Below are 22,110 nucleotides of genomic sequence, written 5' to 3' on the forward strand. Positions count from 1 at the left end.
ACGCACAAGGCAAGGTGGCCATTCGCTTAGAAACGAACTAAGTTGACTGCGCGTTTCGCTCAGGCCGGCTGGGGAGCCGGCGCGCAGTCTGGAGGTCCGTCCCTTGTCTTCGCTACGCCGTGCCGATCGGGTCACGACGATCCTGGAGCGCCTGGCCGCATTCGGCTCGGTCGACGCCGGCGACCTGGCCGAGGAGTTCGATGTCTCCGCGGCCACGATACGCCGGGACCTGCAGACCCTGGAGGATCAGCGGCTGCTGTCGCGCACGCACGGCGGCGCCGTCGCCGTGGACGTGGCCTATGAGCTGCCGGTGCGCTATCGGGCCGGGCAGCATCGCGACGAGAAAAGGCTGATCGCGGAGAAGGCCTCGCTCATGCTCCCGGCGGGCCCGCTGACGCTCGGGCTGACCGGTGGCACCACCACCCACCTGCTGGCCCGCCTGCTCGCGGTCCGGGTCGACCTGACGGTGATCACGAACGCGGTGAACATCGCGGCCGAGCTGGCCCTGCGGCCCCGGCTCAAGCTGATCATGACCGGTGGCGTCTCACGCACCCAGTCGTACGAGCTGGTCGGCCCGATCGCCGATCAGGCCCTTCAGGGCCTCAACATCGAGATCGCGGTGGTGGGTGTCGACGGCATCAGCGCTCGCGGCGGCCTCACCACGCACGACGAGATCGAGGCGAACACCGACGCCGCCATGCTCCGCCGGGCCGACCGCGTCATCGTCGTCGCCGACGGCTCCAAGGTCGGCAAGGTCTGCCTGGCCCGGATCTGGCCGGTCGACGACTCGATCACCCTGATCACCGACGCGAGCGCCGACCCGGCCGGCCTCGAGGCCATCCGCCGGACCGGCGCCCAGATCATCATGGCCAACTGAGGCGCCCGCGCCCAGATCATCACGGCCAACTCAGGCATCCAAGTCTCGACGGCTAACCGATCGGGTAATTCGCGCGCAGCACGGCCTGGGGATCGTGGCGGCGCTTGACCGCGCGCAGCCGTTCCAGCGTGTCCGGGTCGAAGGCGTCGGCCACCGTGTTCGACGGTGACAGGGCGAAGTACGGCTTGCGGTGGCTCACCGACTTGCCCAGCCGCGCGGTGAGCTCGTCCAGCCCGGCGTAGGTGGCCGGGCCGGGCGCGCCCAGCGCGTAGACGTAGTACGGCTCGGTCAGCGGACCGAACGGCGTGGCCGACGGCCCGGCCAGCGCGCCGCCCAAGTGGCGCAACTGCACGCCGAAGACCGGGCCCAGCGGCCCGCCGAGCAGCGCCTCCTCCACCTCGTCGAAGCCGGTCAGCAGCAGGCTGCGCGAGGCCGAGGCGCTCGGGTCGACCGGATCCGAGGTGATCCCGCCCAGCTCGCCCGGGGTCAGGACGCGACGGCTGTCACTGATCGGGTCGCCGAACGGCCGTAGCAGGTCGACCGCGGAAGCGGGCGGCCCGAGATAGGTCACGTCGAGCGCGACGAGCGGGTCCATCCCCGGGAAGTTCAGCACTCCGAGCCACAGCGTGAGCGCATCGGGCGCGGTGGTGGTGATTTCGGCGTACGTCTGGAAGATCTGCCGTGCCTTTGACAATGGCCAGAGCATGCGGCCGCCGTACAGCTCCGGGGCCGGATGCAGCCCGAACTCGATCGCGGTCACGACGGCGTAGTCGCCGCCCCCGCCGCGCAGCGCCCAGAACAGGTCACCGTCGGTCAGCCGTGCCCTCTCACCCTCCGCGGTGACGACCTCGAATGCCGTCACGCTGTCGGCGGCCCAGCCGTACGCCCGGCCGAACCAGCTCAGGCCGCCGCCGAGCGTGTAGCCGGTGGCGCTCACGATCGGCGAACTGCCGGCCAGCCCGGTCAGCCCGTGTGCGCCGGCCGCCTCCTGCACCGCTCCCCAGCGAACCCCCGCGCCCGCCCTCGCCGTCGCGGCGACCGGATCGATCGTCAACTCGTCCAGGTGGTCGAGCCGCAGCAGGATCGCCCCGCCGGCGTTGCCCGAGGCGCCGTGCCCGCCCGCCTGAGTGGCGATCTGAAGCCCGTTCTCACCCGCGTGCCGCACGAGCGCGGCCACGTCGTCGATGTCGGCGGCCTCCACGACCGCGCTCACGTCCTGCCCGACCAGGTTCCACGGCCGGTGAACGGTGTCGAAGCCCTCATCGCCGGGTCTGAGCACCCGGCCCTTCAAGAAATCCATGCGTCCACCCTCGTCCGGGCGCAAGCCCCGATCAACGGAGTTTCGGGCGACACCTACGCGGCCCGCCACTCGCGGTCGAGCAGGGCGTAGATGGCCAGGTCGCCCCACTCGCCCTTGAAACGGGACTCCTCGACCAGGTGGGCCTCCTGCCGCATGCCGAGGCGGCGGCAGACGCGGGCCGAAGCCTCGTTGCGGGGATCCAGCTGGGCCCAGACGCGGTGCAGGCCCAAGTCGTCGAAGCCGAGGCGGACCAACTCGCGGGCGGCCTCGGTGGCGTAGCCCTTGCCCTGATGGCCGGGATGGAAGACCCAGCCCAGCTCGCCCTGCTCGTCCTCGATGCGGCCCGCGCGCAGCCGTACGTCGCCGATGACGTGGCCCTCGACCTCGACGCCCAGGAGAATGCGGTCGCCCTGCTTCTCGATGCGCGTGGCGTTCATCCTCTCGGCGATGAAGGGCGTCACCTCCTCCGGCGCCATGGGCTCGCTCTCCAGGTAGCGCGAGACGTCGGCCCGGCCCCGGTAGGCCAGCACGTCGGCCTCGTCGCCCGGGCGCAGGGGGCGCAGCAGCAGGCGTTCGGTCGTCAGTCGCACGATGGCGAGCCTACGGACGGTCAGCCGGGCCGCGCCACGGAGTTTGCGGCCGCTCGGGTGCGGGTCGCCTGCAACGGCATTGCCATGCGGTCGAAGGCTTCGGCGGCGCGGGTCAGCAGGGTCGCCGCGGCGCTGTGGTCGCCGGCGGCGGCCAGGGCTCGCGCCTCGGCCCGGTCGCAGTGCGGGGCGATCGCGGCGAAGTAGCCGCCGGCCGCCCTGGCCGTGGGGAGGAAATCTCTCAGCGCCTGGTGGTCGGCCATTGCCTCGTACGCCTCGACCAGCGCCAGAGCCTCGTGCGGGATCTCCTCGGGGCCGGGGCGGCGGCGCCGCGCCACCAGCCGCAGCGCCAGGTCTCGGGCGGCGGCCGGGTCGCCCAGCTCGATGAGCAGGCGGGCCCGGGCCGCCTCGGGGTTGCCGGGCTGGTCCTCGTCGGGGGTGACGGTGGCGGCCACCTCGCGGGCGGCGCCCGGTTCGCCGCGGCGGGCCAGGGCCAGGGCGGCCACCAACGGGCCGGAGCGGATGTACGGGCAACTCATCTCGGCCTCGGGGCCCTGGCGCAACGCCAGGTGCTCCTGGAGGTACGGGTCGATCTCGTCCCAGCGGCCCAGATGTTCGAGGCAGGTCATCACCACGGCCGTGCCGTGGAGACGGTCGTGCGGGGACAGATCGCGGGCGCCGTTGTACGCCAGCAGGGCGTGCTCCAGGGCGGTCTCGTGGTCGCCCCGGATGTCGGTGATGAGCAGGCAGGCGATCAGGTGGGCCAGGGCCCGGTCCCGGTCGCTGCCGTCGTTCCCGGTCTGTTCCAGGATGTCCAGGACGGCGTCGGAGTAGCGGCCCTCCTGGAAGTGGACGGCGGCCCGGCCCAGCAGCGACACGCCGCGCAGCGCGGGCGAGTCGAGGCGGCCGGCGAGCGCGCACGCCGCGTCGGCGGCCTGGCGGCGGCGGGCCACCGGCAGGGGATCGGGACGGCCGGTCCACGACCAGCGGGAGCCGCAGAGCGCGCGCAGGGCGAGCAGCCGTGCCTTGGTGGCGGGGTCGCTGACCGCGGCCAGGCCGTCGTCGATGACCCGGTCGCCCAGGGCCGGGTCGGCCGGGACCCGGAAGCCGCCCCAGCGGGTCACCACCATCTGCGCGGTCTTCAGGCAGAGCGCGGCCCGGCGGTCGCCGTGGGTGAGCGCGATCGCCTCCCGCCAGGCCGAGACGGCGTCGTCGCCGGCGTACGCGGTCTCGTGGTCGTCGCCGATCGCCTCCAGGGCCTCGGCCGGGTCGGCCGCGTACCGCAGCGCCCGCCGGTGGAGTTCGAGGGCCTTGTCCACGGCGTACCGGCGGCGCGCGCCGACGCCGGCGGCGATCAGGGAGCGGAACGCCTTGGCCCGTACCCAGTCGTTGGTCTCCGCGTTGTCGGCGGCCGCCGCGTAATGGAAGGCGACCAGCTCGACGACCTCGTCGATCCGGTCGCGGGACACCTCCTCGAGCCAGGCCGCCACGTCGGCGTGCCCGGTGGCCCGCTGGGCGGTCGGCAGCGCGGCGTAGGCGACGTCGCGCAGCAGGGCGTGCCGGAAGGCGTACTCCTCCCGCCCCGGCCCCGGCCGGGCCAGAACCAGGCCGCGCGCCTCCAGCGAGGCCAGAGCCGACGGGTCGTACCGGTCGCGCAGCGGCTCGGTCCAGAAGACCCGGCCGATGACGGCGGCCGCCCGCAGGAGGCTCTTCTCGGCCGGCGGCAGCGCGTCGACCCGCGCCGACAGCAGGGCGTGCAGGGTGTCGGGCAGGGCCGCGCCCGAGCCGCCCTCGGCCAGGTGGGCGGCGAGCTGCCCGAGGAAGTACGGATTTCCCTCGGCCCGGGCCAGGATCTCGTCGCGGCGCCCCGGATCGTGCGGCAGGCGGGTGACCAGCTCGCGGGCGGCCTCGTCGGTGAGCGCGCTGAGCGACACGACGGAGGCGCCGGCCGAACCGGCGAACGCGGGGTCCCGTTCGAGCAGCTCGGGCCGGGCGGTGGCGAGCAGGACGACGGGGCCGGCCGAGCGGGCGAGCAGCCGGGTCAGCATGGCCAGCATGGGCGCGCCGGCCCAGTGCAGATCCTCGACGACCAGCAGGAGCGGGCCCCGGGCGGCGAGCGCGGTGACGAACCGCGGCCAGGCCCGGCCGAGCTCGTCGTCGACCGTCCGCGGATCGGCGGTGTCGAGCGGGTTGCCGGGCAGGCGGATGGCGGCCCCGGCGGCCAGCGCGTGGACGGTCGGCGGGTCGAGCGGCCGGACCGCGCCGCGGAGCCGTTCGGCGGCGACCGGGCCGGGCGTGCTCAGCGGAATGCCGCACGCGTCGCGCAGGATCTCGCCGAGCGGCCAGTAGGTGATGCCGTCGCCGGCGGCCAGGCACCGCCCGCGCAGCACCCGCATGCCGGGCCGGGCCGCCACGGCCTCCAGCACGACCTCGCGGACCAGGCGGCTCTTGCCGATGCCGGCCGCGCCGGCCACCGTGATCAGGCGCGGCCGGCGGCTCGTCACTGCCTCGTCGATGAGAGCGAGGACGGCGCTCAGCTCCCCGGCGCGGCCGACCATCGGCGGCTCGCCGGTCGGCTGCTGCTCGGCCGCCCACGAGGCCGCCAGCAGGCGGCTGCCGCCGAAGCGGAAGGCGCCGCGGTGGGCGGCGCGCCGGGTGCGCCCGGTGGCGTGCAATGTGTGCGGGGGAGCCGCTTCCCGCAGCCGGGCGGCGCCGTGGAGAACGGCGCCGCCGATGTCGTCGAGCGCCTCGTCGGACGGCGGGCCGGGCGCGATGATCTCGCCGGTGTCCGCGCCGAGGCGCAGCGGCGCGGCTGAGCGCTGCAACATCTCGAAACCGGCCCACAGCGCGCGCGAGGCGTGGTCCTCGCGGGCCGCCGGATAGCCGAAGACGGCGATGACCCCGCCGCCGACCCGGGTCCGGACCGTGCCTCCCCACCGCTCGGCGATCTCCCGGAGCAGACCGGTCCACGCCGCCACCTCGCGCCGGGCGCGCTCGGGATCGTCGCCCGGCACGCCGCGGAAGTCGGCGTCGAGCACGGTGACCAGCTTGCGTTCCTCGGCCTCGCCGGGTGACTCGGCGGCGGACAGCAGCGCCCGGTGGGCTCGTCGCAGCGCGGCGCCCGGGGCGACGCCGAGCTCGTCGCGCAGCAGCGACTCGATCCGCGCATACCAGCGCAGCGCGCGATGACGATCCTCGAGGACCATCAGCCGCTCGTACGTCTCCTCGCGCAGCGGATCGATGTCGGCGAGCCGCTCCAGGGCCGCCACCGCGCCGCGACGGTCGCCGCGGGCGCGCAGACCGTCGGCCCAGGACAGCAGAAGCGGAGCCAGGATGTCGCGCAGCTGATCGCGGCGGGTGGACGCCCAGGCGTCGAACCTGTTCTCGGGGAGCAGCTCACCGGCGTACAACTGAAGGGCCTGGGGAATGTCGCCCCGCTCGGCCGCCTCCTCGAAGGCGTCGGCGTCGACCCAGAGCGGCGAGCCGTGCAGGCTGAGCATCTCGCCGCGCAGGAGCAGGTGTTCGCCGCCCAGCGCGCGGCGGGCGAAATGCAGGGCCTTGTTCAGGCGGGACGGCGTCGACGGCCACAGCAGATCGACGGCCCGCTCGCGGTGGATCCGGTGGCCGGGCGTGACCGCGAGCAGCTTGACCAACGAGAGCGCGGCGCTGCGGTGCCATTCCACGACGGTCTCGCCGCCGGCCTCCGCGTGGAAGCCGCCGAACAGCCGGATGCGCAGCTCGCCGGGCATGCCGGTGATTGTGCGCGCCCGGCGCCACTCGCGCGGACGGGAAGCGGACACGAAACGGAAATCGGCCGGAATAGCTTGCCCGGCATGACGACTACGACATTGAACGAGCAGCGCCTGATGGACTTCGTCTTCAAGGCGGTCGGCGACTTCGGCTCGATGCTGACCGGGTCGCTGGCCGTGATCGGCGACAAGCTGGGCCTCTACCGGGCCATGGCCGACGGGACGCCGGTGAGCCCCGCCGAGCTGGCCCGGCGCACGGGAACCGCCGAGCGGTACGTCCGCGAGTGGCTCTCGGCCCAGGCGGCGGCCGGGTACGTCGAGCTCTCCGGGGACGGCCTTTTCGTGCTCCCGGCCGAACAGGCCGTCGCGCTGACCGACGAGAACAGCCCGGCCTGCGTGATCGGCGGCTTCGAGCTGATGCTGGCCGCCGTACGCTCCACGGACCGGCTCGTCGACGCCTTCCGCACCGGTGAGGGCGTCGGCTGGCACGAGCACCACCACGACCTGTTCGAGGGCTGCGAGCGGTTCTTCCGCCCCGGCTACAACGCCTATCTGGCCGACTCGTGGATCCCGGCCATGGACGGCGTCGAGGCCACCCTGAAGGCCGGCGGCCGGGTGGCCGACATCGGCTGCGGGCTCGGCGCCTCGACGATCCTGATGGCCGCCGCCTATCCGCGCTCGACCTTCGTCGGCACCGACTATCACGCCGGCTCCATCGAGACGGCCCGGCAGCGCGCAGCCGCGGCCGGCGTCGCCAACCGGACCCGCTTCGAGACCGGCCCGGCCAAGGATCTCGAGGGCGACTACGACCTGATCTGCCTGTTCGACTGCCTGCACGACATGGGCGACCCGGACGGCGTCCTGGCCCACCTGCGCTCGCGGCTGTCGCCCGGCGGTTCCCTGCTCATCGTCGAGCCGTTCGCCGGCGACTCCGTGCGCGACAACCTCAACCCGGTCGGCGCGGTCTATTACGGAGCCTCGACCCTTCTGTGTACGCCCCACTCGCTCTCCCAGGAGGTCGGGACCGCACTCGGGGCGCAGGCGGGCGAGCGCCGCATCCGCGAGGTGGCCACCGGCGCCGGCTTCTCGGAGTTCCGCCGCGTCGCCGAGACCCCCTTCAACCTCGTCTTCCAGGCCCGCGCCTAGCATGATCCTTTTCTGGGGAGGGCCGGTATGGCCGAGCGCTGGGAGCTGGTGCCCACCAAAGGGCTCCGATCGGGCGATGTCGAGGTGCGGCTGCGGGCGGGCCGCGAGGAGCTGCGCACCGCGCTGGCCGGCCGCTTCGGCCCGCCGGACGAGAACCGGCCCTACGAGGACCAGTTCAGCAACGCGGACACGACCCTCTTCCTGCGCTACGAGGACGGGCTGCTCACGTCGCTCCTGTTCATCGCCGGCTCTCTCCAGTACGACGGGATCGAGCTCTACGACACGACGTTCGGCGTCCTGGAGCCGGCGCTCATCGCCCGCGGCCTCGAGCTGACCGAGCCGGTCGAGTTCACCGACGGCATGGACGTGCCCGGCCTGGGCGTCAACATCGCCACCCGCGAGGACGTGGGCAGTGACGGCGACGAGATCGAATGGGTCGCGCTCTGGGTCTGACGGCTCTGGGTCTAGCTCAGCGGCGGGGGCCGTGGATCTCCCGGTGCAGTCGTTCCATGCGGACGTCGAGGCGGGCGGCGTCCTCCGCGGCCGCCGCCAGCTCCTGCCGCAGCGCGGCCGGCACGTCCGGGTCGTACTTGTAATGGATCTTGTGTTCGAGGCTGGCCCAGAAGTCCATGGCGACCGTACGCAGCTGGACCTCGACCGGCACAGACACGACCCGGTCGGACAGGAAGACCGGGATCTCGACGATCAGGTGCAGGCTGCGGTAGCCGTTGGTCTTCGGGTTGGCGATGTAGTCCTTGGTCTCGATCAGCGTGACGTCGGGCTGCCGGGTGAGCATGTCGGCCACCGTGTAGACGTCGGAGACGAAGCTGCAGACGATGCGGATGCCGGCGATGTCCCGGATGCGGGCGCGCATGTCGTCGAGGTTCAGCGGGCACTTGATGCGCTGGGCCTTAGCGGTGAGGCTCTGGGTGCTCTTGAGGCGCGGCAGCACGTGCTCGATCGGGTTGCCGCGGCCGCGGTGGGCGAGCTCCTCGGCCAGGATCGAGATTTTCGTGCCGATCTCGGCCAGCCCGAACTTGTAGACGAGCATGAAGTGGCCGAGGTCGTCGGCGAACGTGGAGGGCGCCGCCGGCACGGCCAGGGTCTTGTCGATCCGCCGGGCGATCTCCTGGTCGCCGCTCACAGCGGGCTGCTCGGTCGTCACGGTGCCGTTCTCCAGAGTCGTTCGATGCGCGGTGCCGCGGCATCCTTGCCCCCACCAGCATCGCTCGGCCGAGATCACCCCGTCGTCATCCCAGCGAAGTCACCGCCATACCGTATTCGCAGTACGCCAGTCAGCAGACGGAGGGTCGCACACAAGCCCGGCCCATGGTGACTGTGTGTGACGAGCGGGCCGTGCCGGCGAGGTCGACCACGAGACGGTCGATGACCGGGGTCACCGAGGGCGCCAGCTGGTTGTTGACGATCACCGAGAAGACGAGCGGGCGGTCGCCGTCGACGTACCCGGAGAGGGCCGAGACGCCGGTGAGCGTGCCGGTCTTGGCGTGCACGACTCCGGCCGCGGCGGTGCCGAGCATGCGGTTGCGGAGCGTGCCGCCGACGAGCGGATCGGGGTCGCCCGCTACGGGGAGTGCGGCGAACCAGGTGCCGAACCAGGGTTCACGGCGCACGGCCAGGAGCAGCCGGGTGAAGGCGGCGGGCGGGATCAGGTTGCGCCGGGACAGGCCCGAGCCGTCGACCTGCCGCAGGGTCGCCGGGTCGATGCCGAGCCGGGACAGATAGCCGGCGACGGCGGCCGCGCCGGCCTCCCAGGAGCCGCCGCCGATGGCCTTGACCAGCAGCTCAGCCATATTGTTGTTGGAAGCTTTCAGCAGCGGGGCCATGAGCGCCCGCAACGGCGGACCCGCGTGCCGGGCCAGCTCGCGACTGCCGGGCGGCGCGGGCTCGGCGGTCCTCGTCCGGCCTTCCAGGTGTACGCCGTGACGGCGCAACGCGGATCGGAACACCTCGGTGGTGAGGCGGGTGGGATCGCTCACCGTGACTGAAAAGCTCTCGGCGGGAGCGCCGGCGGCGATGGTGCCGGTCACCAGGAGTGTTCCGGTGCCGTGGCGGCGGGTCACCGTGATGGTGGAGGCGCCCGGAGTGGAGGTCGCGTTGTTGACGACCTGGAGGAGCGAGGTGGGCGGAGTGAGCCGGACGGACGGCCTTGAGGGTGAAGCCGGAGCCGGCCGGGCGCCACGGACAGTAACCGTGACCGTTCCGGATAGGAAGTCACCGTCGGGTGACAGTGTGAGGGCGGACACAGGGGCGGCGAAGGGTTCGTCGTCCCAGGCCCATTCCAGGCCGAGGCGGACATCGTCGAAAGCGGTGTCGTCGCCGACCAGGTCGCCGGTGACCCGGCGGATGCCGGTGGCGGCCAGGCGGCGGGCCAGGGCGTCCAGCGAGGCGGGGGTCAGCGCGGGATCGCCGGAGCCGCGCAGGTAGAGGTCGCCGTCGAGGACCGGGCCGCGGCGGGGGCCGTCCGCGTGCACGGTGGTGACGAAACGGTGGCCGGGGCCGAGCAGGGCCAGGGCGGCGGCCGAGGTCAGGAGTTTGACGTTGGAGGCGGGCAGGAGGCGCTCGTCGCCGCGCCGGTTCACGAGGATCCCGCCCGACCGGGCGTCCGCGACCACGACGCCGGTCTGGGCGCCGGCCAGCGCGGGATCGGCGAGGAATCGGTCGACGGCGGCGGTGAGGGCGCCCGGGGCGGCCTGCGTGCCGGATGCGGCCTGCGTGCCGGCCGCGGCTTGTGCGCCGGCCGCGGTGAGGGTGCTGGGCGCGGTCGATGTGCCGGGTGCGGTCTCTGCGCCGGCCGCGGTGAGGGCGACGAGCGCGGCCTGTCTGCCGGCCGCGGTGAGGGCGCCGGGTGGGGGAGTGGGGCCGGTGGCCAGGGCCGGGACAGAGGGCACGAGGGTGCACAGCACGATCGCCAGGAACAGGGTTGCTCGCCGTTTCATCGCATGATCAACGCGCGGACAGGGATCGAGGAAACGCTGGCATGATGGCGCGGTGGTCGATTGGGCGGGGCTGCGGCATGCGTACGGGTCGGCGGAGGACGTGCCGGGGCACCTGGCGGCGCTGAGGTCGGGGGACGAGGAGGAGCGCCGGGAGGCGTTCGGGGAGTTGTACGCCAGCATCGCGCACCAGGGAACCGGTATCCGGCCAGTGCGGCGGCGGTGCCGGCGCTGCTGGAGCTGGTGGGCGATCCGTCCACTCCGGATCGCGATCTGCTGCTCCACCTGCTGGGGATCATCGCGATCGGCGCCGAGGGGATGTGGCTGCCGGGGACGGTGCGGGTGGCCGAGTTGCGGGCCCGGGGGTTGGCCGACGAGCTACGCGCCTATGAGGCGGTGGCGGCGGGGTTGCCGGTGCTGCAACGGCTGGCCGGCGGGATCGGCGCGGACGCGGACGTCGCGCTGTCGGCCGCGTACCTCCTGGGCTGGTTCCCCGGCGACGCTAAGTCGCTGGATATCCTGAAAAATCGGGCGGCGGGCGGCGAGCCCGCACGGGGCGAGGCCGCACGGGGCGAGGGCGTGCGGGGTGAGGCGGCGCGGGGCGAGGGCGTGCGGGGTGAGGCCGCACGGGGCGAGGGCGTGCGGGGTGAGGCGGCGCGGGGCGAGGGCGTGCGGGGTGAGGCCGCGCGGGGCGAGGGCGTGCGGGGCGAGGGCGTGCGGGGTGAGGCCGCGCGGGGCGAGGGCGTGCGGGGCGAGGGCGTGCGGGGTGGGGCCGCGCGGGGTGAGGCTGCGCGGGGGCAGGAGGCCGCGGCGGTTGTCGGGGTGGGGCTGTTGGGGCTCTCCGGCGGCATTCCGGTGGCCGAACGCGCGCTGGGCAGCGACGAGCCCGCCCTGCGGTGGGCGGGTGCGGTGGCTCTGGCCCGCCTCGGGGTGGGTGGGGACCGGGTGCGGGACGAGCTGCTCGGCTGGGCGGCGAGCGATGCGCCCGCGGACCCGTCGATTCCGTACCTCGAAGGGGACCTCGGGGGGTTATGCCCTGCTCTCGCTGCCGCTCATCGGGGTGGATCCGCTCGGGGCGGCGCTGGGCAGGCTGCGGCACGTGAGCGCCGAGCCCGCCCTGACCGCGCTCGCCGTGGCGCTGCGGGCCGCCTTCCCGGACGGCGGTGTGGCCAAGGGGACGGGATTCCGGGAGCTGGACGAACGGCAGCAGCGGCTCGTTCGCGTGCTCGCCGCCAATCCGGGGGCCTGGCTCTACGACGGGGTGGAGTTCGCCAATTTCAGCCTCGAGGTGTCCGACCATGGGCTTCCGCACGGGCGTGAGGGGCTCCGGGCGTACGCCGGCCTCTAAACCGGCAACGTCAGCTCCACCACGAACCATTCGCCGTCGCCGTCCAGCTTCAGCGGGCCGCCCTCGTGGAAACGCACCTCGTGCGGAGCGTCCAGCGCGGCGATCACATGCGGCACCTCGGCCAGGTCGAGCTCGGTGGGCGCCTGCACGGTCCACACCCGGAGGTGCTCGTGCGAAAGGACCGGGCCCGGGTGGGGGCCGGGGGCGCTGCGGGCGCCCTCGCCCACCGGGTACGGCTCGGCGCGCAGCTCGCCCAGCTGCTTCAGCTCGACCAGGCGGTTCTGGTAGAAGCGGTCGCCGATGTTCGTGAGCCGGTGCACCGGCGACAGCGGGCGATAGACGGCCCCGCCCCGATATTCGCTGAGGAAGCGGGGCTCCGCGCCGTCCAGCCAGTCCATCCGGCACTCCGAACCGGAGATGCTGAGCACCACGTACGGGTTGTGGTGCAGATGCCACGGGTGGGTCTCGCCCGGCTGCAGCGACACGTCCCACACCCGCACCACCGGGTTGTCGAACACCTCGACCAGGCCGATGTCGGCGAGGACGATCTCCTGGCCCTCGGGGGAGTGGACGATCTGGCCCTTCATCGGTGCCTCCTACAGGACGACGTTCGCTGCGCGGACATTGTCACCTATCGACCTTCCGGCGGCGACGGCGCCAGACGTACGCGATGACGGCCAGCACCGCCACGCCGAGCGCGACCACCAGATAGCGGCTGGCCGCCTTGGCGATCTGCTCGATGTGGTCACCCGCGAAATAGCCGCCGGTCGCCCACAGGCCCACCCACAGGGCGGCGCCGAGCGCGTTCCAGGCGATGAACTTGCGGTAGTGCATGCCGCTGAGGCCGGCCACGATGCCGTTGAACTGCCGCAGACCCTCGACGAAGCGGGCCACCACGATGACCTTCGGGCCCTGGCGGGTCATGAACGCCTCGACCTTGTCCAGGCGTTCGGGGGTCAGCCGCACGTACCGGCCGAAGCGGTGCACCAGCGGCCGCCCGCCCCGGCGGCCGATCTCGTAGCCGATCGTGTCGCCGATCACCGCGGCCAGGAAGGCGATCGCGGCCACGCCGAAGATGTTCAGGTGGCCGCTGCCGGCCGCCACCGCGCCGGCGATTATCGCCGTCTCGCCCGGGGCCGGGACACCGAAACTCTCCACGAGGACGACGCCGGCCACGCCCAGGTAGCCGAAGCGGTCGATGAGTTCCAGCACCCCGCCCACGCTAGGCCGCCGGTGTCGCCGTGACACCCTTTCGCGACCGTCGTCACCAGCGTGAACCCGTCAGCCGCGGGCCGCGTAGGCGACACCTCCGCGAACGTGGCCGAGGAACGCCGGATCGGACCACGCCTCGCTCGTGTGGCCCAGCGCGGTGTACCACGACCGGCCCTCGCCGACCCGCCGCCGCCACGCCTGCGGGTGGGGGCCCGTCATGGCGTACACACCCGGCTCGTAGGTCTCCTCATCCACCGTCAGCAGGATCTCCAGGTCCTCGCGGACCTCGCCGAAGCCGTACCACTCGTCGGTGAACTTCCAGGGCACACCCTCAGGATCAAAGAGCGTTGCTTGTTGTACGCCGTCCGGGTGCCCAAGAAAGCGGGCACCGAGAAGCTCGCCGTACCAGGGATCGCTCAGCTCCGTCCCCGCCGCCGAGTGCACACCCACAAAACCGCCGCCGTCCAGGACGAACGACCGCAGCGCGGAGCGCCCGCGCGGATCGAGGACGTCCTCGGTCGTCGACAGGAACATGACCACGTCGAAGCCGCTGAGGACGTGCAGCGCGACGGGATCCTCGCTGTGCACGACGCGTACACCCGGGAAAGCCGAAACCGCCGCGACCGCGGCCGGAAGGGACTCGTGGCGGTAGCCGGCCGTGCGGGTGAACACGAGCATCCGCGTCATTCGAGGAGCTCCCGCGCGGCGCCCCGGCGCAGCTTGCCCGACGGCGTCTTGGGCAGGGAACCCGGCGGCACGACCCGCACCTGGGCCGGGCGGGCGTCGATCTCGGCCACGATGCGGCTGGTGACCTCGCGGGCGATGTCGTCCGGCGCTCCTTCGCGAGCCTCCACGATGACGGCGAAGGACTCGCGGGCGCGGCCCTCGCCGGCTGGCAGGCGCACGGCTGCGACGTTGCCCTCCCGGACCCCGGGAACGCGGCCGGCGGCCCGCTCGATGTCGGTCGGGTAGATGTTCCGGCCGCCCATGATGATCACGTCTTTGCGGCGGCCGCAGACCACGACCTGACCGTCGGTGAGGTAGCCCTCGTCGCCGATGTCGAGCCAGCCGTCGGCGTCGCGCGCGGGCTCCCATCCGTCCGGCGTGATGTAGCCGTTGGTCACCGACTCCCCGCGCAGCTGGAGGCGGCCGACCTGGCGCTCACTGAGCGGTTTGCCGTCGTCGTCGACGACCCGGACCTCGACGGTGGGGAACGGCTTGCCGAGTTTCGGCAGCTGCCGGGCGCCGCCCTCGGTGGGCACGGCCCGCCGCTCCTGTTCGAGCGAGGCCGCGTCGACGACGTCGAGCAGCATCGGGTCGGCCATGGCCGACATCGAGATGACGAGGGTGCTCTCGGCGGCGCCGTAGCAGCAGTTGACGGCCTCGGGCCTGAGCCCGAACCGGGTCGCCGTCGACACGAAGCCCGCCATGGTGGCCGGGTCGATCGGCTCGGCGCCGTTGCCGGCCACCCGCAGCGCGGACAGGTCGAGGGCCCCGTCGGGCACCCGGGTGAGCTGGCGGGCCAGGACCGCCCAGGCGAAGTTGGGGGCGGTGGTGATGGTGCCCCCGTACCGGCTCATCAGCTCGGCCCACAGCAATGGGCGGCTGAGGAAGTCGGTGGGGGTGACGCTGACGAGTTCCAGGCCGCTGAGCATGGGCAGCAGCAGACAGCCGACCATGCCCATGTCGTGGAACATCGGCAGCCAGGACACCATCACGCCGCTCTCGTCGCAGCCGAGATGCCGGGCCGAGTCGGTGACATTGGCGTAGAGGTTGCGATGGGTGATGCGCACGGCCTTGGGCTCGGCGGTGGACCCGCTGGTGAGCTGCAGAAGCGCGGCGTCGTCCTCGCCGGCTTCTCGCGCGCCCTCTATTTCCGGGCCGTCGAGCAGGTCTTCGACACGGTGGTGCTTGATGCCGTACGCCTGAAGGACCGGAATCACCGGCTCGAAGGGGGCGCCGACGACGACGGCCCGGGCGTCGATCATCCGGAGGACGCGCAGGGTGTCGTCGCGCCAGACGTCGAGATCGGTGCGGGGAGTGGGCTGGTGCAGCATCGTCATGCTGCCGCCGGCAAGCCAGATCGCCTGCGCGACGGGGGCGATCTGTGCGGGCTGCCCGGCCAGGACGGCGATGGCCTGACCGGGTTCCAGTCCACCGGCTATCCGCCTCGCGGCGTCGTGGATCTCGCCCCAGGTGCGGCGGAGGGGTTCGCCCGGTTCACCGGTCACCATGCCGGTGCGGGCGCGGGCGGCGTTCGCGATCAGACCATCGACGAATCGGCTCACCCGTTCACAGTGCCCGACATCAGATGCCGTTGGGAAGAGCACCGAGCGCCTTGCCCGCCTCACGGGCGGCGTCGAGGGCTTCGGCGTGCATCGCGGCGGCGGCGTCGGTGAACTGGTCGAGCGCCGGGTTGGAGCCGACGAGGGTGAACTCGCGCTCGACGATGGTGAGGTCGGCGCCCCAGACGTCGGCGATGACCCGCTTCAGGTACGGAGTGGAGTGGTCCCAGCCCTCACGGGGGGTGCCGGCGCCGTAGGCGCCGCCACGGACGGTGGCGAGGACGACCGGCTTGCCCTGGAGGAAGGGCTGGCCGAAGGCGTTGGGGGCGGTCAGGAGCAGATCGACGTACGTCTTGAAGTGCTGCGAGACGCCGTAGTTGTACAGAGGAACGGCGAACAGGATGGCGTCGGCGCCGAGAAGTTCGTCGGCCAGCGTCTTGGCCAGGGCGACGGCCTCGCGCTGCCCGGGGGTGCGCTGTGCTTCGTCGGTGACCCCGGCGGCGACGGCATTGCCCCAGGCGGTGGCCGGGATGGGCTCGGCGCCGATGTGCCGGTTGACGACCTTGTCGCCGGGGTGGGAGGCGAGCCACTCCTGCTCGACGATGTCGGCGATCTCGCGGCTGGTGGAGCCGTCGATCCGGATGCTGGCGTCCAGGCGGAACAGGGTCATGGGGAGCTCTCCTAGGTTTCGGCGTTGTCGCGCTTGCTCTCCGCTCGCGCTCGCCGTCCGCGCACGCTTTCGCGCTCGCTTCAAGCTTGAAGCCAACGTAGCAGGTTCACTTCAAGCTTGAACATGGGAGATGGATCACGTCCGTTTCCGGGGAGGTCGCACTCGCGCCGTACTCTTCTGTGCATGCAGGCGGAACCGCGGTGGCTCGACGATCAGGAACGCGAGGCGTGGATCTCGCTGGCCCAGCTGATGTTCCTGTTGCCGTCCGCGCTCGACGCCCAGCTCCTGCGCGACAAGAACATCACGCTGTTCGACTACATGGTGCTGAGCGGCCTCTCCATGTCCGAGGGCCGCACGCTGCGCATGAGCGAGCTGGCGCGCATGATCGCCAGCTCGCTGTCCCGCTTGTCGAACGTGGTGAAGCGCCTCGAAACGCGCGGCCTGCTGCGCCGGGAGCCCGACCCGTGCAACGGCCGCTACACGGTCGCCATCCTCACCGACGACGGCTGGGACCTGGTGGTCCAGGCCGCCCCGGGTCACGTGGAGGCCGTCCGGCGCTACGTGATCGACGGCCTGACCGACGAGCAGATCAAGGTCCTGCGCCAGGTGGCCTGCCATGTCACCGCGCGCATCCAGGCCGGCGAGCCCGCCTGCACGGAGAACCAGCCTCCCATCTAGGCGCTGCCGATCCAGGGTGGAAGAGCTGGGGCGTGTGCGCAGTTCAGCGCAGCGCGGCGCGCAAGGCTGCGGCGAAGCCGTCCGGGTCGCCGGTCATGCCGAACTCGCCGCCCAGGAAGCCGCCGTGGTGGCTCGGGAATGTGACCGGCTCGGTGCCCAAGCGGGCCGCCACGCCTTCGCCGCCCCGGTGGGCCAGCTCGCCCACCGACTCGGCGCCGACCGCGATGACGATGCGGGTCGGTGCCGCCTTGAGCGCCTCGAAGTCGTGCTCGTAGTGGGTGCACGTCATCAGGTTCTGGCCCAGCAGCGGATCGTTGCGGTCGCCGGTGTCCTCGGCCGGCAGGCCGAACTGCGCCGGGTCCGGCGCCGGCTGGTCGCCGAAACCGGGCGGGATGTCGCCCTTGGCCCCGGTGAGCAGAAAGAACTTGACCATCGCGGGTCCCACGCCTGACTTCTGGTACGTCTCGTAGATGTCCACGGTCGCCGCGGTGGCGGCCGCCCGGTCGGAGAGGACATTCAGCGATGGCGGTTCGTGAGCGATCACTGTGCGAACGAGCGCCGGATGACGCGAAACGAGCGCGAGGGTGTTCACCGCGCCGCCGCTGCTGCCGAAGACGTCGACCGGGCCGCCGCCGGAAACCTCCCGGATGATCGACGCGATGTCGTCCGCGTGCTCGTCGGGCGTCGACTCGGTCACGCCGTCGGTGCGCTCGCTGCGGGCGATGCCGCGCGGGTCGTACGTGACGACCGTCCGGTCCGTGAAGTGCCCGGCCAGCGTCGCGAAGCCCTCGGCCTGCATCGGCGAGCCGATGAGCAGCAGGATCGGCCCGTCACCGCGGCGCACGTCGTAGGTCAGCACCGCGCCGGGGGTGACGAGGGTGCGGGTCTCTGGCTGGCTCACTGTCGTGTCCCTTCATCGAAGTCCTGCCCAGTAGACCCGCGCCCGCCCCCGAACTCATCGGTCTTCGGGAGAACTTTCTTCGAGCAGGAGTTTCGGCAGGCCGGCGACGCTGTCGAGCAGTCGCGTCGGGTTCTCCCGGCTCAGTTCGGCGGCGGTTTGGGCACCGCTCAGAACCCCGATGACGTACGCCACGCCGGCCGCCCGGCCCGCCTGCACGTCGAGGGCGGTGTCGCCCGCCGCGAGCACCTGGGCCGGATCGGTCACACCGGTCAGGCGCATCGCCTCGCGGATCATGTCCGGGGCGGGCCTTCCCTCGGCGACGTCGCTCGCGCACACGACCGCATCGAGGTCCCGGCCGATCCGCCATCCGACGGTCTCCAGCAGGGGATTGGTGACCGCGTGGTCGAAACCGGTGGTCAGGGCGACCTTGACGCCGGCCGCGCGAAGCTCGGCCAGGGCTTCGGCGGCGCCGGTGATCGGGCGGGGGCTTTCTTGGGCGTACGCCTGCGTGAGGCGCTCCACGAAGCGTGCGTGCAACGCCTCGGTGGCGTCCGGATCGCCGGTCAGCGCGGCCAGGGCGGCCCGCTTGTCGGCGCCCATCCAGCGGCGGATCTCCTCGTCGGCGGCCGGCTCGCCGTGCTCGGCGACGACCTCGGCGAGCACGCGGTAGACCGTGCCGCCCTCCTCCACGGTCGTACCGGCGATGTCCAAGGCAACAAGTCTGATCATGCGGGGCTCCCCAGTCTGCGGCGAACGAAAGCGGACAACCTGTCGACGGCCACGATCACCACGAGGATCACCAGGATGTGCGTGAGCATCTGATCGAACTGGAACAGGCGGATGGACTGATTGATGAGGAAGCCGATGCCGCCCGCGCCGACCAGGCCGAGCACCAGCGAAGAGCGAACGTTCACGTCGAAGCGGTAGAGCAGCAAGCCGACCAGTTGCGGCAGCACCGCCGGCAGCAGCGCGTGCGAGGCCACCTGGATGCGCCCGGCCCCGGCCGACCGGAGAGCCTGCGACGGCCCGGGATCGGCCTCCTCCAGGGACTCGGCCCACAGTTTGCCCATCACGCCGACGTTGTGGCAGACCAGCGCGAGTACGCCCGGGAACGGCCCCAGCCCGACCGCGGTCACGAAGATGAGCGCGAACACCACATCGGGCACCGCGCGCAAGAACGAAAGGACACCGCGCGCGATCTGATAGACCCACCCGGCCGGCGACGTGCCGCGGGCGGCCAGCAACGCCAGCAGAAGCGACCCCGGGATCGACAGAGTCGTGCCGAGCAGCCCGATCCACAGCGTGACCGCGGCCCCGTCGACGCTCTCGCGCAGCACATCGGGCGACAGGTCGGGTGGGAACGCCTCGGCCAGGAAGTCGGCCATGCCCTGCCAGCCCTCGACCAGCAGCCCGAACGACACATCCGTGGCCCGCCAGGCCACCACATGCGCGGCCACCACGACGGCCGCGATCGCCCAGCCGAGCGCCGCCCGCCCCGGCCGCCGCGGCTTGTCCGGCACGGAGACGGCGAACACGCTGACGGTTCTCGGCGTTTCGCTCATCGTGCCGCCTCCAGCGGGTGGGGTCCGTAGAGGGCGTCCACGGGCTGGGCGGGGTCGCCCTCCAGGACCACGCGGCCCTCGCGGAGGCCCAGCACGCGGTCGGCGTGGCGGCGGGCCAGGCCGGGCTGGTGCAGAACGGCCAGGACGGCCAGGTCCTCGCGGTGGGCGAGCTCGGCGAGCAGGGCCAGCACCTGGTCGGCGGCGGCCGGGTCGAGGGCGGAGACCGGCTCGTCGGCCAGCACCACGGGAGCGCGCTGGCAGAGGGCGCGGGCGATGGCGACCCGCTGCTGCTGGCCGCCGGAGAGACGGTCGGCGCGGTCGTGGGCGCGATCGGCCAGGCCGACCCGGTCGAGGCAGCCCATGGCCTCCTCGCGGACCTCACGGGGGAACAGGGCGGGAGTCAGCGAGCGGCGCAGGGGCAGGCGGCCGAGCGCTCCGGCGCATACGTTGTCGAGCGCGCTTCTGCGGCGTACCAGATGAATCTGCTGGAAGACCAGCGCGATGTCGAGCGGGCCCCGGGCCCGGCCGGCCACCGTGACCGCACCGCCCGAGGCGGAGACCAGCCCGGCGGCCGCACGGAGCAATGTGGACTTTCCGGAGCCGTTCGCGCCGAGCACGGCCAGCAACTCGCCGGCCGCGACCGTGACGTCGACGCCGTGCAGCACGTCCCGGTCGCCGTAGCGGACCCGGATGCCGTCGAGGGCGAGCATCAGACGTCCTTCTCGGTGAGCCCGAGCGTGTCGGCCAGGTCGAACAGCGGCTGATAGGTGGACTGGTCGACGGCGACCAGCGGGCCGGGCGGGGTGACGTCGAGCAGCTCGCCGAGCTTGCCGACCGAGGCCGGGTCGAGCTTGAGCAGAGCGTCCTTCAGGGCGGTCTTGAAGGCGGGATCGAGGTCGCCGCGCACGGTGATCGGGTCGTTCGGGATCGCCTCGGACGTCCAGATCTGCTTGAACTTGGACTTGTCGAACGTGCCGGCGGCGGTCGCGGTGGCCAGCTGCTGCGAGTTGATCTCGGCGGCGTCGACCTTGCCGTTGGTGAGCGCGAGAAGCGCCTCCGGGTGACCGCCGGCGTAGTTGAGTTTCAGGTCCTTCTGGTCGATGCCGGCGTCCTTGAGCGCCTTGCGTGGCAACGCGTCGCCCGACGTCGAGCCGATCGAGCTCAGCGCGAGCGAACGGCCCTTCAACGCCGCGAGCGTGCCGATGTCGGAGTTCGCCGGCGCCCAGATGCCGGCGGTGTAGGACGAGAGCTTGCCGTCGGCGCCGGCGAAGGAGGCGACCGCTTCGGCCTTGGCCCGCTTGCTCGCGAAGACGTAGCCGAGCGGCCCGAACATCGCGACGTCCAGCTTTCCGTTCTCCATGGCCAGAACCTCGGCCGAGTAGTCCTCGGTGATCTGGATGTCGACCGGGCAGTTCAGAGTCTTCTGTACGGCCTCGCCCAGCACCTTCACGGCCGGCGTGAGCTTGGCGGGATCCTCGAACGGCTCGACGCCGAACCGGATCTTCCCGTTGGGGCAGGTGGCGCTGCCGGCGGCGGCGTCGCCGTCGCCGCCGCAAGCGGTCAGAGAGACCGCGGCAACCAGCGCGGTGATGAGGGCAAGGGAACGGCGGATACGCATATCAGAACTCCAGAGTCTCGGAGGGTGGGTTGTCGAAGCTCTCGGCCGCGAGGCCGAAGGCGGTGGTCATGCCGATGCCGGAGGTGACGGCCACGGCGGTGATGCCGGGGGCGACCCGGGCGCGGAGGAACTCGCCGCCGGCGCTGGCGTAGACACCACGCCACCGGCGGACGACTTTCAGGCCCGGACCGAGCAGGGCGCGTGTCTCGGCGAGCACCAACTCGTCGAGCGCTTCGTCGGCCCACGGTTCGGGGGTGCGGGCGTACGCGTGCGTGTCACCGACGACCAGATCGCCGCCGGGAAGCTGAGTGAACATGTGGTTGACGACCGCATCGAGCAGTTCGGGCCGTTCGTCTCGCCAGCGTTCGCGCAGGGCCCGGGCGCCTTCGGTGTTCGCGAGCGCCGGATAGCGCAACATCGAACTTCCGGTGAGCACGGCCGGCTCGAGCCGCAGCCCGCCGGGCGCGCGCAGCTGAAGCATCTGAAGGGTGCAGCGCTGGAGTCCGGCCTCGTCGGCGATCTCGGGCAGCAGCCGGTCGAGGTTGTGGCCGGCGCAGACGATGACCTGCCGAGCCGGGATCTCACCCCGGCCGGTGCGAACCAGGCAGTCGCCGGGCCGGCCGCTCTCAACGCTCAGGACCGGAGTGGACCAGAGCATGCGTACGCCGGGCCGGGCGGCGAGCCAGTCGGCGAGGGCGGCGGCGGCGCGGCGCTGGTCGACCCGGAGGTCCAGGGGGAAAAGGGCCCCGCCCAGGATCTCGGGGTCGATGACGGGAAGCCGCTCGGTGACCTGGCTGGCGGTGAGGGGAACCACCTCGTCGGCGCCGCGTTCTGCTCGGAGCTCCTCCAGGGCGGCCAGTTCCTCGGGGGAGCGGGCGATGACGGCCGTTCCGCACTCGGCGACCGCGAAGCCCGCCTCCCGGCCGGTGCGGAGCCACGTCGTGCGGCCGTCGCGGGCGTACGACAAAGCCTCTTTGGTTTGAGCGGTTATGCAGATATGGCCGAAGTTGCGCACGGAAGCGCCACAAGCGCGCTCGTCGCGGTCGACGACCGTGACGGACAGGCCGCGCGCGACCGCCTCGACGGCGTGCGCGAGGCCGACGATGCCTGCGCCGACAATGACCAGATCGGTGGGGTTCACGACGGCAACGCTCGCGCGTTCGGGCGCTCCGGTCAATGACTTGTATAGACAAGTCATGCGGCGTTCATCTCGGCTTATTCCG

At 72.4% G+C, this 22,110-nt stretch carries 21 protein-coding genes; 5 read left to right on the forward strand and 16 right to left on the reverse strand.

The genetic code is table 11. The annotated features are described in order from the left end of the window. The first annotated feature begins 103 nt into the window (after positions 1–103). The gene (locus ACFY36_RS46750; RefSeq protein WP_499752392.1) at positions 104–877 is read left to right on the forward strand and encodes a DeoR/GlpR family DNA-binding transcription regulator; all 774 of its coding nucleotides are present in this window, start codon (positions 104–106) and stop codon (positions 875–877) included. A 52-nt stretch (positions 878–929) separates the two neighbouring features. Here ACFY36_RS46750 and ACFY36_RS46755 read toward each other — a convergent pair whose 3' ends face one another. Genes ACFY36_RS46755 through ACFY36_RS46765 form a run of 3 tightly spaced genes read right to left on the reverse strand, consistent with a single transcriptional unit; the run spans position 930 to position 6,513 of the window. Next, positions 930–2,177: an FAD-binding oxidoreductase gene (locus ACFY36_RS46755; RefSeq protein WP_499752393.1), complete on the reverse strand. Its 1,248-nt coding sequence runs from the start codon at positions 2,175–2,177 to the stop codon at positions 930–932. A gap of 53 nt (positions 2,178–2,230) precedes the next feature. Then, the gene (locus ACFY36_RS46760; protein ID WP_499752394.1) at positions 2,231–2,767 is read right to left on the reverse strand and encodes a GNAT family N-acetyltransferase; all 537 of its coding nucleotides are present in this window, start codon (positions 2,765–2,767) and stop codon (positions 2,231–2,233) included. A gap of 20 nt (positions 2,768–2,787) precedes the next feature. Continuing rightward, complete coding sequence (locus ACFY36_RS46765) at positions 2,788–6,513, reverse strand: ATP-binding protein (RefSeq protein WP_499752395.1); 3,726 nt, start codon at positions 6,511–6,513, stop codon at positions 2,788–2,790. Positions 6,514–6,597: 84 nt separating this feature from the next. Between ACFY36_RS46765 and ACFY36_RS46770 the strand changes: the two genes are divergently transcribed. Continuing rightward, positions 6,598–7,659 (forward strand): class I SAM-dependent methyltransferase, encoded by a 1,062-nt coding sequence (locus tag ACFY36_RS46770; protein ID WP_499752396.1) that lies wholly within the window; start codon positions 6,598–6,600, stop codon positions 7,657–7,659. 27 nt (positions 7,660–7,686) lie between these two features. Further along, entirely contained in the window at positions 7,687–8,112 is a 426-nt protein-coding gene (locus ACFY36_RS46775; RefSeq protein ID WP_499752397.1) for a hypothetical protein, read from the forward strand. Positions 8,113–8,128: 16 nt separating this feature from the next. Here ACFY36_RS46775 and ACFY36_RS46780 read toward each other — a convergent pair whose 3' ends face one another. Then, the gene (locus ACFY36_RS46780) at positions 8,129–8,824 is read right to left on the reverse strand and encodes a GTP pyrophosphokinase (protein ID WP_499752398.1); all 696 of its coding nucleotides are present in this window, start codon (positions 8,822–8,824) and stop codon (positions 8,129–8,131) included. Positions 8,825–8,954: 130 nt separating this feature from the next. Beyond that, positions 8,955–10,616: a D-alanyl-D-alanine carboxypeptidase/D-alanyl-D-alanine endopeptidase gene (gene dacB, locus ACFY36_RS46785; protein ID WP_499752399.1), complete on the reverse strand. Its 1,662-nt coding sequence runs from the start codon at positions 10,614–10,616 to the stop codon at positions 8,955–8,957. 1,096 nt (positions 10,617–11,712) lie between these two features. Here dacB and ACFY36_RS46790 point away from each other — a divergent pair. After that, on the forward strand, positions 11,713–11,961 hold the full coding sequence (locus tag ACFY36_RS46790) for a hypothetical protein (RefSeq protein WP_499752400.1): 249 nt from the start codon (positions 11,713–11,715) through the stop codon (positions 11,959–11,961). Here the strand turns inward: ACFY36_RS46790 and ACFY36_RS46795 are convergent. From ACFY36_RS46795 to ACFY36_RS46815, 5 genes are all read right to left on the reverse strand, one after another. Further along, positions 11,958–12,548, reverse strand: coding sequence for a cupin domain-containing protein (locus ACFY36_RS46795; protein WP_499752401.1), 591 nt, complete (start codon positions 12,546–12,548; stop codon positions 11,958–11,960). The two genes, ACFY36_RS46790 and ACFY36_RS46795, sit on opposite strands and share 4 nt — an antisense overlap. Before the next feature lie 40 nt (positions 12,549–12,588). After that, positions 12,589–13,173, reverse strand: coding sequence for a DedA family protein (locus tag ACFY36_RS46800; protein ID WP_499752402.1), 585 nt, complete (start codon positions 13,171–13,173; stop codon positions 12,589–12,591). 69 nt (positions 13,174–13,242) lie between these two features. Further along, positions 13,243–13,860 (reverse strand): ThuA domain-containing protein, encoded by a 618-nt coding sequence (locus ACFY36_RS46805; RefSeq protein ID WP_499752403.1) that lies wholly within the window; start codon positions 13,858–13,860, stop codon positions 13,243–13,245. Then, positions 13,857–15,461, reverse strand: coding sequence for a fatty acyl-AMP ligase (locus ACFY36_RS46810; RefSeq protein WP_499752404.1), 1,605 nt, complete (start codon positions 15,459–15,461; stop codon positions 13,857–13,859). Before ACFY36_RS46810 ends, ACFY36_RS46805 begins: the two co-directional genes overlap by 4 nt. A gap of 19 nt (positions 15,462–15,480) precedes the next feature. Next, positions 15,481–16,128 (reverse strand): FMN-dependent NADH-azoreductase, encoded by a 648-nt coding sequence (locus ACFY36_RS46815; protein ID WP_499752405.1) that lies wholly within the window; start codon positions 16,126–16,128, stop codon positions 15,481–15,483. Between the two features lie 183 nt (positions 16,129–16,311). On the opposite strand from ACFY36_RS46815, the gene ACFY36_RS46820 reads away from it, so the two are divergent. Next, on the forward strand, positions 16,312–16,806 hold the full coding sequence (locus tag ACFY36_RS46820) for a MarR family winged helix-turn-helix transcriptional regulator (protein ID WP_499752406.1): 495 nt from the start codon (positions 16,312–16,314) through the stop codon (positions 16,804–16,806). 43 nt (positions 16,807–16,849) lie between these two features. On the opposite strand, the gene ACFY36_RS46825 is transcribed toward ACFY36_RS46820, so the two are convergent. Genes ACFY36_RS46825 through ACFY36_RS46850 form a run of 6 tightly spaced genes read right to left on the reverse strand, consistent with a single transcriptional unit; the run spans position 16,850 to position 22,028 of the window. Continuing rightward, positions 16,850–17,707: an alpha/beta fold hydrolase gene (locus ACFY36_RS46825; RefSeq protein ID WP_499752407.1), complete on the reverse strand. Its 858-nt coding sequence runs from the start codon at positions 17,705–17,707 to the stop codon at positions 16,850–16,852. Positions 17,708–17,761: 54 nt separating this feature from the next. After that, entirely contained in the window at positions 17,762–18,436 is a 675-nt protein-coding gene (locus ACFY36_RS46830) for a phosphonatase-like hydrolase (protein ID WP_499752408.1), read from the reverse strand. Continuing rightward, positions 18,433–19,269 carry a phosphonate ABC transporter, permease protein PhnE gene (gene phnE, locus ACFY36_RS46835; protein ID WP_499752409.1) on the reverse strand — a complete coding sequence of 279 codons (837 nt, stop codon included), beginning with the start codon at positions 19,267–19,269 and terminating at the stop codon, positions 18,433–18,435. The genes ACFY36_RS46830 and phnE overlap by 4 nt, the downstream gene beginning before the upstream one ends. After that, the gene (locus tag ACFY36_RS46840) at positions 19,266–19,979 is read right to left on the reverse strand and encodes a phosphonate ABC transporter ATP-binding protein (RefSeq protein ID WP_499752410.1); all 714 of its coding nucleotides are present in this window, start codon (positions 19,977–19,979) and stop codon (positions 19,266–19,268) included. The genes phnE and ACFY36_RS46840 overlap by 4 nt, the downstream gene beginning before the upstream one ends. Beyond that, positions 19,979–20,887, reverse strand: a complete 909-nt coding sequence (locus tag ACFY36_RS46845; protein ID WP_499752411.1) for a phosphate/phosphite/phosphonate ABC transporter substrate-binding protein — start codon at positions 20,885–20,887, stop codon at positions 19,979–19,981. The genes ACFY36_RS46840 and ACFY36_RS46845 overlap by 1 nt, the downstream gene beginning before the upstream one ends. 1 nt (position 20,888) lies before the next feature. Beyond that, the gene (locus ACFY36_RS46850) at positions 20,889–22,028 is read right to left on the reverse strand and encodes a TIGR03364 family FAD-dependent oxidoreductase (protein ID WP_499752412.1); all 1,140 of its coding nucleotides are present in this window, start codon (positions 22,026–22,028) and stop codon (positions 20,889–20,891) included. Positions 22,029–22,110 lie beyond the last annotated feature (82 nt).

The sequence above is a fragment of the Actinoplanes sp. NPDC000266 genome, from assembly GCF_042899005.1.
In the GTDB taxonomy this organism is placed as follows: Bacteria; Actinomycetota; Actinomycetes; order Mycobacteriales; family Micromonosporaceae; genus Actinoplanes.

Excerpts from the sequence above, each read along its gene's own strand:
- ACFY36_RS46755 (WP_499752393.1), bottom strand. The coding sequence starts at position 2,177 with ATGGATTTCTTGAAGGGCCGGGTGCTCAGACCCGGCGATGAGGGCTTC.
- ACFY36_RS46765 (WP_499752395.1), bottom strand. The coding sequence starts at position 6,513 with ATGCCCGGCGAGCTGCGCATCCGGCTGTTCGGCGGCTTCCACGCGGAG.
- ACFY36_RS46770 (WP_499752396.1), top strand. The coding sequence starts at position 6,598 with ATGACGACTACGACATTGAACGAGCAGCGCCTGATGGACTTCGTCTTC.
- ACFY36_RS46775 (WP_499752397.1), top strand. The coding sequence starts at position 7,687 with ATGGCCGAGCGCTGGGAGCTGGTGCCCACCAAAGGGCTCCGATCGGGC.
- dacB (WP_499752399.1), bottom strand. The coding sequence starts at position 10,616 with ATGAAACGGCGAGCAACCCTGTTCCTGGCGATCGTGCTGTGCACCCTC.
- ACFY36_RS46795 (WP_499752401.1), bottom strand. The coding sequence starts at position 12,548 with ATGAAGGGCCAGATCGTCCACTCCCCCGAGGGCCAGGAGATCGTCCTC.
- ACFY36_RS46805 (WP_499752403.1), bottom strand. The coding sequence starts at position 13,860 with ATGACGCGGATGCTCGTGTTCACCCGCACGGCCGGCTACCGCCACGAG.
- ACFY36_RS46815 (WP_499752405.1), bottom strand. The coding sequence starts at position 16,128 with ATGACCCTGTTCCGCCTGGACGCCAGCATCCGGATCGACGGCTCCACC.
- ACFY36_RS46820 (WP_499752406.1), top strand. The coding sequence starts at position 16,312 with ATGCAGGCGGAACCGCGGTGGCTCGACGATCAGGAACGCGAGGCGTGG.
- ACFY36_RS46830 (WP_499752408.1), bottom strand. The coding sequence starts at position 18,436 with ATGATCAGACTTGTTGCCTTGGACATCGCCGGTACGACCGTGGAGGAG.
- phnE (WP_499752409.1), bottom strand. The coding sequence starts at position 19,269 with ATGAGCGAAACGCCGAGAACCGTCAGCGTGTTCGCCGTCTCCGTGCCG.
- ACFY36_RS46840 (WP_499752410.1), bottom strand. The coding sequence starts at position 19,979 with ATGCTCGCCCTCGACGGCATCCGGGTCCGCTACGGCGACCGGGACGTG.
- ACFY36_RS46845 (WP_499752411.1), bottom strand. The coding sequence starts at position 20,887 with ATGCGTATCCGCCGTTCCCTTGCCCTCATCACCGCGCTGGTTGCCGCG.